A 13,801-nucleotide genomic window follows, 5' to 3' on the forward strand; every position below is an offset into this window, starting at 1 on the left:
CAACCGTAGACACAGAAACTGACACCTCCGCCAATCCCTGCCTTCATACAAGACGCCCAACCGAAACGTCAGGCGGCCCAGACTTCGCGCTTACGGTAATCCTACAAGAAGGCGGTCTTCACTGCAGCGTCCAAAGCCTCTGAGGCCAGCAATTGGCTGATGTCTCTGGCTTCCAATCATCGTGATATCGAGGATGCGGCTTAGGCCGCATCCTTTCACTCTTTGCCGGTGACAACCGGCAAAGTTGTAAGATGCTTGTCGATGGTCTCGACAACATCTTTATGCATGGGCAAGTTGGCCTTTTCGGTCTCCCATCGCTCCATGAAGAGCGAGATGGTTTCCTTGGCTGTGTCGAGGACAAGCTTCTTGGGCAGCTTGGCTTTTGCGGATAGATGCGCCAGCTCGTCCGTTGTAAAACCGGTGAACTCCTTCGTCCGGCTGAAGGTCAGCGCGGACTTGTCATTCGCGATATACGGAATCGTGGACACAAAGTCATACGCCGGAGAGAGGCGTGCGTTGCGGCGATCAGGATAGATCAGCGACCAGTTTTTCAGGTGCATGTCGCCATTGCCGATCAGGACATTGAATGTCAGGCGGCGAATAAATTCGGCCACATCATACTGATCGGATTCGGAGGCGCTCACCGATATCAGATTGCGGTAACTGGCCTTCTTGTACTTGTCCTCAGGATAGACGTTAAAGACCTGCGCAAAATCCTCGATATGTGTGACGCTGCCATCTTCATTGCGATCGAAGCGCTCGATGACGAAAGCCTGTTGCCCGATCTTCTCAATCCCGTCTGGCAGGTTTCCGATCGATCGCACATCGATCAGCTCGATCCCTGGCACGTTGATCCCAACCATCCTGGCAAGGCTCATCATCGAGAACTCGTTTTCCGGGAGGTTGGCAAACTCGCGTGAGGGGAGTTTGACGATCCGATTGCCGCCGACGCCGCTTGTCGGAATCGTCAAGCCGCCGCTCGCACTTTGAACTGCCGAGAATTTGAGCTGCACGCCCGCCAATGAAAATCGCATGGCATCTTCGGCAGCCTCTTTCGCGGCTTCCCCTTCAAGGATGTTGTGTGCTTCGTCGGGCCATTCTTCACCGTCCGCTGGGACGACGGTGATCGCGCCGGGCAAGTCCTGCCCGAGCACCCATAAGAGGAAGAACTCGCGGTCGATACGGATGTCTGCCTTCTCAGCCAGGTATCGGCGCAGATGACCCTCCGGCAGGAGGTTCGAGAAGTAGGGCATCAGCTTGATCTTGTATGGCCGAAAATCAGTGATCAGGTCGCCGAGGCTATCCACGAACTGCAGGCCGAGGGTCGGTCTCTCACGGTTCTCAATATAGGCATCGTTGAACGCAAAAAGTGTCTTTTCGTTTCCGACAAAGGTGATCGTGCCGATTTCTTCGCCATAGAGGCGCACACTCAAAACGGATACATCAGGCATTGTCGTCCTGCTCATCTAATGAGTAGGCTGGACGGTTCGCATTCCTTTGTTCGCTCGTTGGCTCGAAATGGGCGATCTGGTTGCGGAGCGCTCTCATGCTGTTGATCGCATCCAATACGCCCTTCCAGTGCTCCGTCCGTTTGGCGTGGTCAATCGTTTGGCGCACCGAGCGGAGGCTATCTAAAAACCGGGTATCAATCTGGAGGCGCTGGAGTGATGCCGTCGCTTTGCGCAGCTCATCCAGCTCCGGCAGGCTCGGCGCTTCAATCTGAAGGGCGCGAACCGCCTTTTGCAGTTGCTGCATTTCCTTGCCGATCGCGCGCGGTTGGATCACGGTTCGATCCGTCGTCTGACGCGTGATCGATTTGATTGCAGGCACTGCCTTGCGTGGGACCAGGGCGATCTCCAAAGTCAATGCGCTGGCGATCGCGACGAGGCTCGATAGGCGTAGATCAACGCTGTTGGATTCGATCCGCGAAATCTGCGCTTGCGGGATGCCAGCTAAGCGGCTCAATTCGCGTTGGCTGAGCTGTTTGGCTTCTCTGGCTTCGCGTAGGCGGTCCGCGATCTCTTGGGTTTCATATTTCATCGATGTTTATTTCTGCATCATTTATCTCTTTTGATGTCTTTTACGATATCACAAGATCAGCGCGAGAGCATGCCAGGAAGCGCTCGGTCATGAGTGCCAATGTTCATGCATGGGCGCTAACCACGGTGCCGGCAACGACGGAGGCTGGTTCGAAGTCTCCGATACCTTTTCGACACGTTGGGGCGACCGGGAACTGGCCTGCGGTTTGTTGACGGCACGATAGGCAGCTACTGACCAAAGATTAAATACAATCTTTGATCAGTAGCCGGAACACACGGGCTATTAACAGGCCTGACCCGACAGAGCGCTGGCGATTGCTACGCGCTTTTGAGGCCCTGATAATTCTCAGTTATCGTACCAAGCTTGTGTCCGTGTTTGTCGGCCACGTTGAATCGATGTTTGGCATCGCTTTAAGGGCCGGGCTGTTGGCAAAGCTGAAGCCCGCAAACGGTCTTCCCCCATCCGGGCTGCCATCCTTGATGCGCGGCGCTACTGAGGGGATTGGAAAGAACTGCGAGAACACCTTGGTGCCGCTTGCGCGCGGCGGCCGGCAAGGGAGGCTTCGCCGCCTCTGGCCGCGAAACATGCGATCCGGCACAAATGCCGGCTTGCCAGACGCGCCCTTGTCCTGCCTTGCTCTTCGCGGCCCCCGGGTTGCCGCCCCTAAGGAATAGGGAGCGGAAACCGGACAGAGGACCGCGCGAAACGCGGAGAGGGAATGGAAAAAGCAGATCTGGAAGAGCTGAGAGAAAAGGTCGCCTGCGAGGCCGTCTTGGAAACCGCGGGCTTTGCGGTCGACGTAAAGGAAAGCACCCGCCGCGCGGTCAAATACCGCCGCGGCGAAGAGATCATCATTGTCATTCATGACGGCAAGGGCTGGTTCGATCCGCTGTCGGATGCGAAGGGCGACGTGTTCCGCCTCGTCGAGCATCTTGACGGCCTGCCCTTTGCGGCCGCGCTCTATGTCGTTGCCGACCTCGTCGGCTTCGTCCCTTCGCAACCGCAGTGGCTGCGGCAATCGCGTGAGCGTATGCCCGACCTCTCAGTTGCTGAGCGCTGGTCAGGCCGTCGCAAGCCTTGGCCCGGCTCCGCGACATGGCGCTACCTGCAGGACGAGCGGGCGCTACCCGATCCCGTAATGCGCGCGGCCGTCGCCGAGGACCTTCTTCGCGAAGGCCCGCAGGGCAGCATGTGGGCTGCCCACCGGGATCCATCAGGAATGGTCACGGGGTGGGAAGAGCGTGGTCCCGACTGGCGCGGTTTTGCCTCCGGCGGCACCAAACTGCTCTTTGCGTTCGGTGCGGAAACGTCGCTGCGCCTGTGCGTCGCCGAGGCCGCAATCGATGCCATGAGCCTTGCCGCACTCGAGGAACAGCGGCCTGACACGCGCTATTTGAGCACCGGGGGCGGTTGGTCGCCGGCGAGTTCCGAGGCCTTGCTCGATCTCGCCATTCGAGCAGACTCCCTCCTCGTCGCCGCCACCGACAACAATGCGCAAGGGGAGATCTTTGCCGCGAGGCTCGAGGCGCTCGCGCGGGATGTCGGTTGTCAGTTCGCGCGGCTGCGACCGGAGCTGGAGGACTGGAACGAGGATCTGAAGGCCAAGAAGGATGGAAGGGAGAAGGAGAGGGACGGCTGCCGCATGCCCGCAGTCCGCCTCAAGGGTGACGCTCCGCCCGGCTGACGCCGGCCCTTGACCCGGCCGGACGGAGAGGCGGCCGCGGGAAGGGGTCCGGAAGGGCTGAAGAAGATGGTGATGCCGACAGGGTGCACCGCGCTCCAGCCCGAGACAGGCCCCACAGGAGCCCGCCATGACCCTTCTTGCACCAATCCGAAAAATCTACTTCGGCATCGCCGACCGCCACCAGACGTTCAGGCTCTTCGACCGCCATGCCGGGCGGCCCGACCGCTGGCAGGATGACGACGGCGCGCTTTACGCCGGCGAATGGTTCGAAATCGCGCAGGCTCAACATGACTACATGCTCGAAATCCTGCCGCCGCTCTGGATGCGCGGCGAAATGTTCGCCATGCGCGAATTCCTGACCGGCAGCATCACCAGCGTCTTCTACACACTCAGCATCAACGGCGTGAAACGGTACTTCCACGCCTATTGCGATTTGTTCGATCCGCGTTCCGTCCATGCCATGCGCGATGCGATCGTCGAGCGCGAACGCCGCCCGGTCAAGGCCATGACGCGCGACGAACGCATCGAGCACGTCTGGAGCGCCACCCATGACGATTATCGCGGTTATGCCGGCGCGGACTTCCGGCCCGAACATCGGGGCAAGCGCATTGTCATCGTCTACGGCAAACCGGGCACACGGTTCGAGCTGCTGGAGAGCCTGACCGATCAGCAGGTCTCCGAGAAGCTGCCGGTGCATCTGCGCCACCTGCCGCTGCCTGAAGCCGCGTGAGGTGGGCCATGTGCACATTTCCGATTCTTGCGGTGCGCAACGTCATCGCCGCGGCGAAGACGATGCCGCCACCGATGGCGGTTTCCGCAATCCCTATTATGGCAACCCGGCCGGGAGAGGGCGAGAAGCCCGGCATCTGGCTCGTGGCGACGAGGGCGTCTACATCATCTCCAACGGCAAGCTTGCCGAGGGGCAGAAACCGCTCGTCGTTTATTCGACTGAATGCCACGCGAAGGGCGATACCGACTGGTGGGACTACAAGCACCGACATTTCGGGGCCGATGACGGCATCGAATTCATCGATGCCGATCTGCTGGTCCCGAGCTTCAACCGGAGCTTCGGGATCACCCATCTCGGTATCCAGGCCACCGCGAACGACATCTCGTTGCCGCTGATCAACCGCTAACCGCACTTCCAATTCCGCACGCCTCCGGCGCCGCTGGCTTTCCCGACGGCGCGGCTTCGTGCGCCCCCATCATGCGAGAAACCATCAATGTCAGACCACGATCCCTTCACCCTCGATATGTTCGGTAGCTCGGCCTTGTCCTCCGGGCTTGGATTTGGCGTCACCACCTTTTCTGAAAGTCCGAAAGCAAAAACGGGCGAGATCAACCTTCCGCCAGTGGTGGATTTGTCCAAGTCGCCAGCATGCGAGAAGTGTGCTGCTGAGAATGTCGGCGGAGCAGGCGAGTGCGGCAGCAACTTCTATCTTTCCGCCAGCCGTTCTCTTTCCAACGGCTGGAAGTCCCGCGCGCAGGATAACCTCGACGCCATTTCACTCGCCACCACAATCGCAGCCGAGCACCGGCCCGCGACGCGGCAAGAGCAGGGGCGCCTCATCAAATTCACCGGCTTCGGTGCGTCCGGCCTCGCCAACACCATCTTCACCCGGCCCGGCGAGGAGGGGTTCCGCAAGGGTTGGGAAGACCTCGGCGAACAATTGCAGGAAGCTGTCTGCGACGCCGACTACGCCTCGCTGTGCCGCTGTACGCAATATGCGCATTTTACGCCCGAGTTCATCATACGGGCGATCTGGAAGGGGCTCGAACGGCTCGGCTGGCGCGGGGGCCGCGTCCTTGAGCCTGGAATCGGAACGGGGCTCTTCCCAGCCCTGATGCCGGAAGCGTTTCGCGATGCATCGTTCGTCACCGGCGTCGAGCTCGACCCGGTCACCGCGCGCATCGCCCATCTCCTGCAGCCGGTCGCACGCATCCTTGAGGGCGATTTCGCGCGAACCGGCCTGCCCGCCCATTTCGATCTGGTGATCGGCAATCCGCCTTTCTCGGACCGAACCGTCCGCTCCGATCGCGCCTATCGGTCGATGGGTTTGCGGCTACATGATTACTTCATCGCTCGGTCGATTGATCTTCTTAAACCCGGGGCGCTCGCCGCCTTCGTCACCGCGTCGGGAACGATGGACAAGGCGGACGCCACGGCGCGTGAGCACATCGCCAAATCCGCCGATCTGATCGCCGCCATCCGCCTGCCCGAAGGAAGTTTTCGCGCCGACGCCGGCACCGATGTCGTTGTCGACATCCTGTTCTTCCGCAAGCGCAAGCCGGTTGAGCCGCAGTGCGACGCGAGATGGATGGACCAGGTCGAGGTCATTCCCGCCGGCGAGGACGCGGAAGCGGTCCGTGTCAATCGCTGGTTTGCAGATCATCCCGATCATGTGCTCGGCCGCCATGCGAACACCTCTGGCCCCTACGGCGAGAGGTATACCTGCTTACGGGGCGACGGTGACCTCGAGACCGATCTGAACACTGCCATACTCCGCCTTCCCAACGCCATCTATGACGGCGAGCCCGCCGCGATCGATTTCAACCTCGAGCTTGGCGGGACGCTCACCGATATAGCCAAACCCGAGGATGCCCATGTCCGCGAGGGCAGTTTCTACTTCGATGCTTCGAAAGGATTGATGCAGGTTCTCGACGGCAAGCCCGGGCCGGTGCGGGTCCGCAAGGGGCGGTCGAGCGACGGGTTTTCCGAAAAGCAGATCAACGTCATCAGAAAGTTGATCCCGGTCCGAGACACAGTGCGCGCGGTCCTCAAGGCCCAGGAGACCGATCGGCCGTGGCGCGATCTGCAGGTCAAGCTGCGCATCGCCTGGTCGAGCTTCGTGCGGGATTTCGGACCGATCAATCACACCAAGGTGTCGATCGCCGAAAACGAGGCGACCGGAGAGACCCGCGAAACGCATCGGCGCCCGAACCTGCAGCCGTTTCTGGACGATCCGGACTGCTGGCTCGTCGCCTCCATCGAGAATTACGATCTCGATACGGATACCGCGAAGCCCGGCCCGCTCTTTTCTGAACGGGTCATCGCCCCGCCGTCACCGCCCGTAATCACCAATGCCGCCGATGCGCTTGCGGTGGTCCTGAACGACCGCGGTTATGTCGACATCGATCATATCGCCGAGCTGCTGCATGAGGACCGCGACACCGTCATCGAGGAACTCGGCAGCGCGATCTATCGCGATCCGGCGGATGGCACCTGGCAGACATCCGACGCCTATCTCTCCGGCCCCGTGCGCGACAAGCTGGCGATCGCTGAGGCTGCCGCCGAAATCGATCCGGCTTACAAGCGCAATGTCGAGGCGCTCGAGGGGGTGCAGCCGGCCGATCTCAGCCCATCCGATATCACCGCGCGGCTCGGTGCGCCCTGGATTCCGGAAAGTGATGTCGTCGACTTCGTCAAGGAGACGATGGGGACCGACATCCGCATTCGTCACATGCCGGAGCTTGCTACCTGGACGGTCGATGCCCGCATGCTCGCCTATCGCGCCGAGGGCACGTCCGAATGGGGCACCAAGCGCCGACACGCCGGCGAACTGCTGTCCGATGCTCTCAACAGCCGCATCCCACAGATCTTCGACACGATCAAGGACGGGGACAGTGAGCGCCGGGTTCTCAATGTCGTCGACACGGAGGCGGCCAAGGAAAAGCTCACCAAGATCAAGACCGTTTTCCAGACATGGGTCTGGTCCGATCCGGACCGCACCGACCGGCTGGCGCGGGTCTATAACGACACCTTCAACAACATCGCGCCACGATCCTTCAACGGTGACCATCTCCAGTTACCGGGCGCCTCTGGCGCCTTTGTTCTTTATGACCACCAGAAACGCGGCATCTGGCGGATCATCTCGTCGGGCGCCACCTATCTCGCCCATGCGGTCGGCGCCGGCAAGACGATGACTTTTGCCGCCGCGGTCATGGAGCAACGCCGCCTCGGCCTGATCTCGAAGGCCATGCTGGTTGTGCCCGGCCATTGCCTGGCCCAGGCCGCCCGCGAGTTCCTCGCGCTCTATCCGACGGCCCGCATCCTCGTCGCCGACGAGACCAACTTTACCAAAGACAAGCGACATCGCTTTCTGTCGCGCGCGGCGACGGCGACCTGGGACGCGATCATTGTCACCCATTCAGCGTTCAAGTTCATCGCTGTACCTGCCGCCTTTGAAAAACAGATGATCGAGGATGAGCTCACGCTCTATGAGGAATTGCTCATCCGGGTCGAGAGCGATGACCGGGTGTCACGCAAGCGGCTGGAGCGGCTGAAGGAAGGATTGCGCGACCGGCTCGAGGCGCTCGGCTCGGTCAAGGACGATTTGCTGACGATTTCCGAGATCGGCGTCGACCAAATCATCGTCGACGAGGCGCAGGAGTTCCGAAAGCTCTCATTCGCCACCAACATGTCGACCCTGAAAGGCGTCGATCCGAACGGATCGCAGCGCGCCTGGGACCTCTATGTGAAGTCCCAGTTCGTCGAGACGAAGAACCCGGGCCGGGCGCTCGTGCTGGCGTCGGGGACGCCGATTACCAACACGCTCGGCGAGATGTTCTCAGTGCAGCGTTTCCTCGGCTTTGCGGCGCTCAAGGAACGCGGTCTGCACGAATTCGATGCCTGGGCTTCGACCTTCGGCGACGTGGCGACCGAACTCGAATTGCAGCCATCCGGCAAATACAAGCCCGTTTCGCGCTTTGCGACCTTCGTCAATGTGCCGGAACTGATCGCCATGTTCCGCTCTTTCGCCGACGTCGTCTTGCCGGAGGACCTGAAGCAATATGTGAAAATCCCCGCCGTCTCGACCGGCAAGCGTCAGATCGTCACCGCCAAACCGACGGATGACTTCAAACTCTATCAGCAGGTGCTTGAGGCGCGCATCAAAGCGATCGAAATGCGTGAGCGCCCAGCCAAGCCTGGCGACGACATCCTGCTCTCCGTCATTACCGACGGCCGCCATGCCGCGATCGATCTCCGGCTGGTCGATCCCGACAATGACAATGAGCCGAACAACAAGCTCAACAAGCTGATCGCCAATGCCTATCGCATCTGGCGCGAGACCGGCTCCAACACCTATCTGACACGCGAGGGCAAGCCGTTCGATCTGCCCGGCGCAGTCCAGATGATCTTCTCCGATCTCGGCACGATCAGCGTCGAGAAAAGCAGAGGCTTTTCCGCATATCGCTGGATCCGCAACGAGCTCGTCCGGCTCGGTGTTCCGGCCTCAGAAATTGCCTTCATGCAGGACTACAAGAAGACCGAGGCCAAGCATCGGCTCTTTGCCGACGTCAATGCCGGCAAGGTCCGCTTCCTGATTGGATCGTCGGAAACGATGGGCACCGGCGTCAACGCCCAGCTTCGCCTGAAGGCGCTCCACCATCTCGACGTGCCCTGGCTCCCCTCGCAGATCGAGCAGCGTGAGGGTCGAATAGAGCGGCAGGGCAATCAGCATGAGGAAATCGACATCTTTGCCTACGCCACCGAAGGTTCGATGGACGCGCAGATGTGGCAGAACAACGAGCGCAAGGCCCGGTTCATTGCCGCGGCGCTCTCCGGCGACACCTCCGTGCGCAGCCTGGAAGATCTGGGCGAGGGCCAAGCCAACCAGTTTGCCATGGCCAAGGCGATCGCTTCCGGCGATCAGCGCCTGATGCAAAAAGCTGGCCTCGAGGCCGACATTGCGAGGCTCGAACGCCTGCGGGCTGCGCATCGCGACGATCTCTTTGCCGTCCGTCGCCAGATCCGCAATGCCGAACGCGATATCGAACATGACAGGCGGCGGATCGCGGAGATCGGCAAGGACATTGAGCGCAGGATTCCGACAGCGGTCGATGCCTTCGCCATGACCGTTGCCGGACAATCCTTCTCCGAGCGCAAGCCTGCGGGCCGTGCTTTGATGAAGGAGATCATGACGCTCGTGCATCTGCGGCAGGAGGACGAGAACCCCATTGCCGCGATCGGCGGCTTCGATCTCGTCTTTTCGGGCAAGCGCTTTGGAAATGATGAATTCCAATACGATGTCGCGCTCGCACGTACCGGGGCGGAGACCGACATCGATCTCGCGCTGACGGTCACGCCTCTCGGCGCGGTCTCGCGCATCGAACATGTGCTGACCGGCTTCGAGGACGAGCGGTCGCACTACCGGTTGCGCCTTGGCGACGCGAAGCGCCGGCTGGCATCCTACCAATCCCGGCAGGGCGGCGAGTTCTGTTTCGTGGAGGAGCTCGCCGAGAAACGCCGGCTGCTTGAAACGATCGACGCCGATCTGGCGGGTGAAGTCCTGGAAAAGGGGAAGAAGGCCTTGGCGACGGTGTAAAGCGCTACGCGCATTACGACAACCGGTCCTCGTCGTCGATCAATTCGAGCCGCGACGGAGCCGTCGTGCCCCACCGCCAGAGCACCAGGTTCATGTCATCCGGCCCGCTTCCCTTAGCGAAGCTGCGCACCCGAAGCCCGCTAAAGCCTTTTGCGATCAGCTCGCGAGCGAAGCGCTGCGTGCGCGCCTCTCCCGTTGTTCGCATCTGGTCGCGCCAGGCCGGATCGGCCAGAGCGGTCTCTTCGAAACCTGCAGTCTCAAGGGCCGCGATGTCGGATGCGTCGAAGACCGTCTCGATTTTGGCACGGTAGCAAACGAGGGTGGTCGGCTTCAAATCTCCGACCTGATTGGCCTCCCGCAGGGCGGTCAGCACCGATGTCGACAGATACAGCGCCGGCACGCCCTTGGGATTGAACCGGCCGCCATAAAGCTCCGCCCCGCGTCCGGACATCGGCTCGCGCGCAAAGACCGGATTGAGCGCCCGGTAGAGTTTGCCCGAATAGGTCGAGGCCACGATCAGGCGTAAACGCCGGCATCGACCGCGTCGATGAAATCGATCACCTCTCCCGCCCGCCCGTCACGCACCAGTTGCATGGCCGTCTGCCCTGAAAATCCCGGCAGCGGTTCTGAGCGATACCAGGCATAGGCCATCAGCGCAGAACCGAAGCGCGGCTCGACTTTGTTGATGATCTCCACCATCTCGCGCAGGCGGCGCTGAGTCTTGTCGGAACGCACCCGGTCCTTTCGCTGAACGGCATCCTTGCCCAGTCCCACGGTCCGGGCGATTTCGTCGCTCGTCGTGCGAAAAGCCTTGGCGATCTTGCTCGGCGCGAACAGGCCCTGATCCGAATATGCCGCGAGGCCCATGATGTTATTTCCATTTCTTGCCAGAGATTATGACGCAATATAGCGTCAATATTAGTGGCATTCAAGGGACATCCGGTGCACCCCGCGTGACAAGGCTGACGTCCGGGCGCGGCCGTCACGGGGCCGCGCGAATACTCCGAAGGAAAATGTGAGAAGGTGAAGGAAGGAAAGACCGCTCGCAGAGCGGTCTGACCGGTGGCGCATTCGCTCAACCGCCGCCTGCGCCATCACGGCCCGCCCTCTCCGCGGTTCCAGGACATGTCTTCGAGAAGAAGACGAAAAAGGGAGCCGGCGACATGCCGGGCCCGCAATCGTGAACAGGAGCTTCCCATGCATATCATCAAGATCGATCCGCGCGCGCTGAGGGACAATCCCGACGAAGCCCGCAAGTCCAAATCAACGCCGCAGGGCGATGCGCTGCTGGCCGCCACAATCAAGGCCGTCGGCATCATCCAGCCGCCCGTCGTGTCACCCGAAGTCGATGGCGGCAACGGCTTCATCATCCAGGCCGGCCATCGCCGGGCGAGGGGTGCGATTGCCGCAGAGCTCAAGGAAATTGAGGTCATCGTGACGGACGCGGCCGACGATGGCGGCGCGATGCGCTCCATGGTCGAGAACATCGCCCGCGAACCGCTCAACCCGGTCGATCAGTGGCGGGCCATCGAGCGGCTGGTCGCGCTCGGCTGGACCGAGGACGGTATCGCCGCAGCGCTGTCCCTATCCGTCCGCCAGATCAAGAAGCTCCGGCTTCTCGCCAATGTGCTTCCCGCCATGCTGGACCAGATGGCCAAGGGCGACATGCCGGACGAGCGGCAGCTGAGGACCATCGCCGCCGCCTCGATCGCCGATCAAAAGGAGGTCTGGAAAGCCCACAAGCCAAAGAAGAACGAAACCACCTCGTGGTGGTCGGTCGCCAATGGCCTCTCAAAAACCCGCATGTATGCTCGCGACGCCAGCTTCGACGACGACCTGGCGCAAGCCTACGGGATCTCCTGGGTCGAAGATCTCTTCGCGCCCGCGGATGAGGACAGCCGCTATACGACCGATGTCGAGGCTTTCCTTGGCGCTCAGCAGGAGTGGATGACCAACAATCTTCCGAAGAACGGCCTGATCACCGAGTCCAACAACTGGGGTCAGCCGGAATTGCCGAAAACGGCCGAGCGCGTCTACGGCAAGCCGAAGAAGTCCGACCATACGGCGCTGTATCTCGACCGTGAGGGCAAGGTGCAGTCGGTCGTCTACCGGATGCCCGAACCGAAGCCGGCGAAAGACAAGGGTGGCGAGGGTGGTGGCGTCGCGCCGGCGCAGCGCCCGGACGTCACCCAGAAGGGCCAGGACATGATCGGCGATTTCCGCACTGACGCGCTACATGAAGCGCTTTCCCATGCGCCGATCGAGGACGACACGCTGATGGCGCTGCTCGTCATCGCCTTCGCCGGTCAGAACGTCCGCGTCGACACCGGATCAGGCAATTCGGGTTCGTTCCGGAGCCAGATCGCACCCCATGCCGCGACCCTGGTCGATGAGACAGGTAATCTCGCCTTCGACACGGAAACACTCAGGGCTGCCGTGCGCTCGGTGTTGATCGAGGTGCTGTCGTGCCGCCGCAACATGTCGAACAGCGGCATCGTCTCGCGGATCGCCGGCGCCGTCGTCGGGGCCGACAGCTTCCTGCCCAATATGGGAACGGAGGACTTCCTTCTGTGCCTGTCCCGGCAGGCGCTCGAGGCCGCATGCGCGGATACCTCGGTTTTGCCGCGCAACAAGGTTCGCGACACCCGCGCAGCACTTGTCGAGCATTTCCAGAACGAACGCTTCGTGCACGGGTCGGCGCTGTTCGCGCCTGACGCCAACGAACTGGCCGACTGGAAGGCCCACAATGAGTTCACCGAGGACGAGGACGCCGAGGATGCCGACGGTTCCACCGGCGAAGCGGAGGAGGGTGACATCGACCCGGATGCCGTCTCCGAAGGTTTCCGAGAAGCCGCCGAATAGAGGGTCTTTTCCCTTCCGAATGCACATCACGCCGCCGGCATCGTCCGGCGGCGTTTTCGTTTTCACTCAATAAAGGAGGAGGACACCATGTCCGCCAAGCTCATCTTCGACCATGCGCCGATCGGCGCGATCATCACCTATTCCGACGGCACGCCGCGGCCACCGGAGCACCATCGCAGAAAGCTCGCCGACTGGAAGAACCGCAACGGGGCCGGCCGGCTGATTTGCAAGCGTGCCGCCGTCGAACGTGGTGCCCACACGATTCCGGCATCCTTCACCCTGCATGAGGGCGACTACGGGTCCAACGGCACAATCGTCATGCGGGTCCACAAGACTTTCGATGTGAACTCACTGCGGGACTTTACAGTACGCGAGCAGCCGGTACCCGGGTCGGTCGTCGTCATGAGCCGGCCGGGTGACCTTGGGGAGCTGGTCCATCTCGCCGCAAACCGCATCGCCGCCCAAGACTGGCTCACCCGGCACGGCTATCCCGAAGCCGAGCTCCGGGAAGTCACGGCGCTGGGCCCCGATGTCGGGAGAGCAGCGTGCGTGCCCAAGGGAAACCGACCTGCTCTCTCGGATGAAAGCAGCGCTCAGCCAGACGAGGGCGCATCTTGATCGGATCGAACGTCCGATATCGGCGAGGGCGGAACGCATGACCACGACAGCCAAGGCGAAGGCCCGAAGACATCTCCGCGGGTGATCGCGCTGGACACGGTCGTATGGAGCCATGTTCAGGGCCTGCGCCGACCAGTGGAGCGTCGAGCGGCGAGGAGAAATCGAGGCCCTCAACCGAAAGCTCTTACGACAGTAGTGGTCAATTCTCGTCGTAGGGCAAAGGCCATTACCAACGGGATGACCGCCAAAGCGGATGTGCATGCCGCATTGT

General features: G+C 61.5%; 9 protein-coding genes and 1 pseudogene. 6 read left to right on the top strand and 4 right to left on the bottom strand.

Annotated elements, in window-relative coordinates; genetic code table 11:
* Nucleotides 1-215: 215 nt before the first annotated feature.
* Nucleotides 216-1,451 carry a type II toxin-antitoxin system HipA family toxin gene (locus ACVJNE_RS23305; RefSeq protein WP_499569129.1) on the bottom strand — a complete coding sequence of 412 codons (1,236 nt, stop codon included), beginning with the start codon at nucleotides 1,449-1,451 and terminating at the stop codon, nucleotides 216-218.
* Nucleotides 1,444-2,040 (bottom strand): helix-turn-helix domain-containing protein, encoded by a 597-nt coding sequence (locus ACVJNE_RS23310; protein WP_499569130.1) that lies wholly within the window; start codon nucleotides 2,038-2,040, stop codon nucleotides 1,444-1,446. Before ACVJNE_RS23310 ends, ACVJNE_RS23305 begins: the two co-directional genes overlap by 8 nt.
* A gap of 718 nt (nucleotides 2,041-2,758) precedes the next feature.
* On the opposite strand from ACVJNE_RS23310, the gene ACVJNE_RS23315 reads away from it, so the two are divergent.
* From ACVJNE_RS23315 to ACVJNE_RS23330, 4 genes and pseudogenes are all read left to right on the top strand, one after another.
* On the top strand, nucleotides 2,759-3,724 hold the full coding sequence (locus tag ACVJNE_RS23315; protein WP_499569131.1) for a DUF3991 and toprim domain-containing protein: 966 nt from the start codon (nucleotides 2,759-2,761) through the stop codon (nucleotides 3,722-3,724).
* Between the two features lie 127 nt (nucleotides 3,725-3,851).
* Nucleotides 3,852-4,454: a DUF1419 domain-containing protein gene (locus ACVJNE_RS23320; RefSeq protein ID WP_499569132.1), complete on the top strand. Its 603-nt coding sequence runs from the start codon at nucleotides 3,852-3,854 to the stop codon at nucleotides 4,452-4,454.
* A gap of 8 nt (nucleotides 4,455-4,462) precedes the next feature.
* Nucleotides 4,463-4,860, top strand: a pseudogene (locus tag ACVJNE_RS23325) (DUF3085 domain-containing protein).
* Between the two features lie 87 nt (nucleotides 4,861-4,947).
* Nucleotides 4,948-10,050 carry a helicase-like domain-containing protein gene (locus ACVJNE_RS23330; protein WP_499569133.1) on the top strand — a complete coding sequence of 1,701 codons (5,103 nt, stop codon included), beginning with the start codon at nucleotides 4,948-4,950 and terminating at the stop codon, nucleotides 10,048-10,050.
* A gap of 13 nt (nucleotides 10,051-10,063) precedes the next feature.
* Here ACVJNE_RS23330 and ACVJNE_RS23335 read toward each other — a convergent pair whose 3' ends face one another.
* Entirely contained in the window at nucleotides 10,064-10,564 is a 501-nt protein-coding gene (locus tag ACVJNE_RS23335) for an RES family NAD+ phosphorylase (RefSeq protein ID WP_499569134.1), read from the bottom strand.
* Between the two features lie 2 nt (nucleotides 10,565-10,566).
* On the bottom strand, nucleotides 10,567-10,917 hold the full coding sequence (locus ACVJNE_RS23340; protein WP_368804728.1) for an antitoxin Xre/MbcA/ParS toxin-binding domain-containing protein: 351 nt from the start codon (nucleotides 10,915-10,917) through the stop codon (nucleotides 10,567-10,569).
* A 330-nt stretch (nucleotides 10,918-11,247) separates the two neighbouring features.
* Between ACVJNE_RS23340 and ACVJNE_RS23345 the strand changes: the two genes are divergently transcribed.
* On the top strand, nucleotides 11,248-12,912 hold the full coding sequence (locus ACVJNE_RS23345; protein WP_499569135.1) for a ParB/RepB/Spo0J family partition protein: 1,665 nt from the start codon (nucleotides 11,248-11,250) through the stop codon (nucleotides 12,910-12,912).
* An 87-nt stretch (nucleotides 12,913-12,999) separates the two neighbouring features.
* A complete protein-coding gene (locus ACVJNE_RS23350) occupies nucleotides 13,000-13,530 on the top strand; it encodes a UCP036055 family protein (protein WP_499569136.1) in 531 nt (176 codons plus the stop codon).
* Nucleotides 13,531-13,801 lie beyond the last annotated feature (271 nt).

The organism is Mesorhizobium sp. DxT (assembly GCF_058448885.1).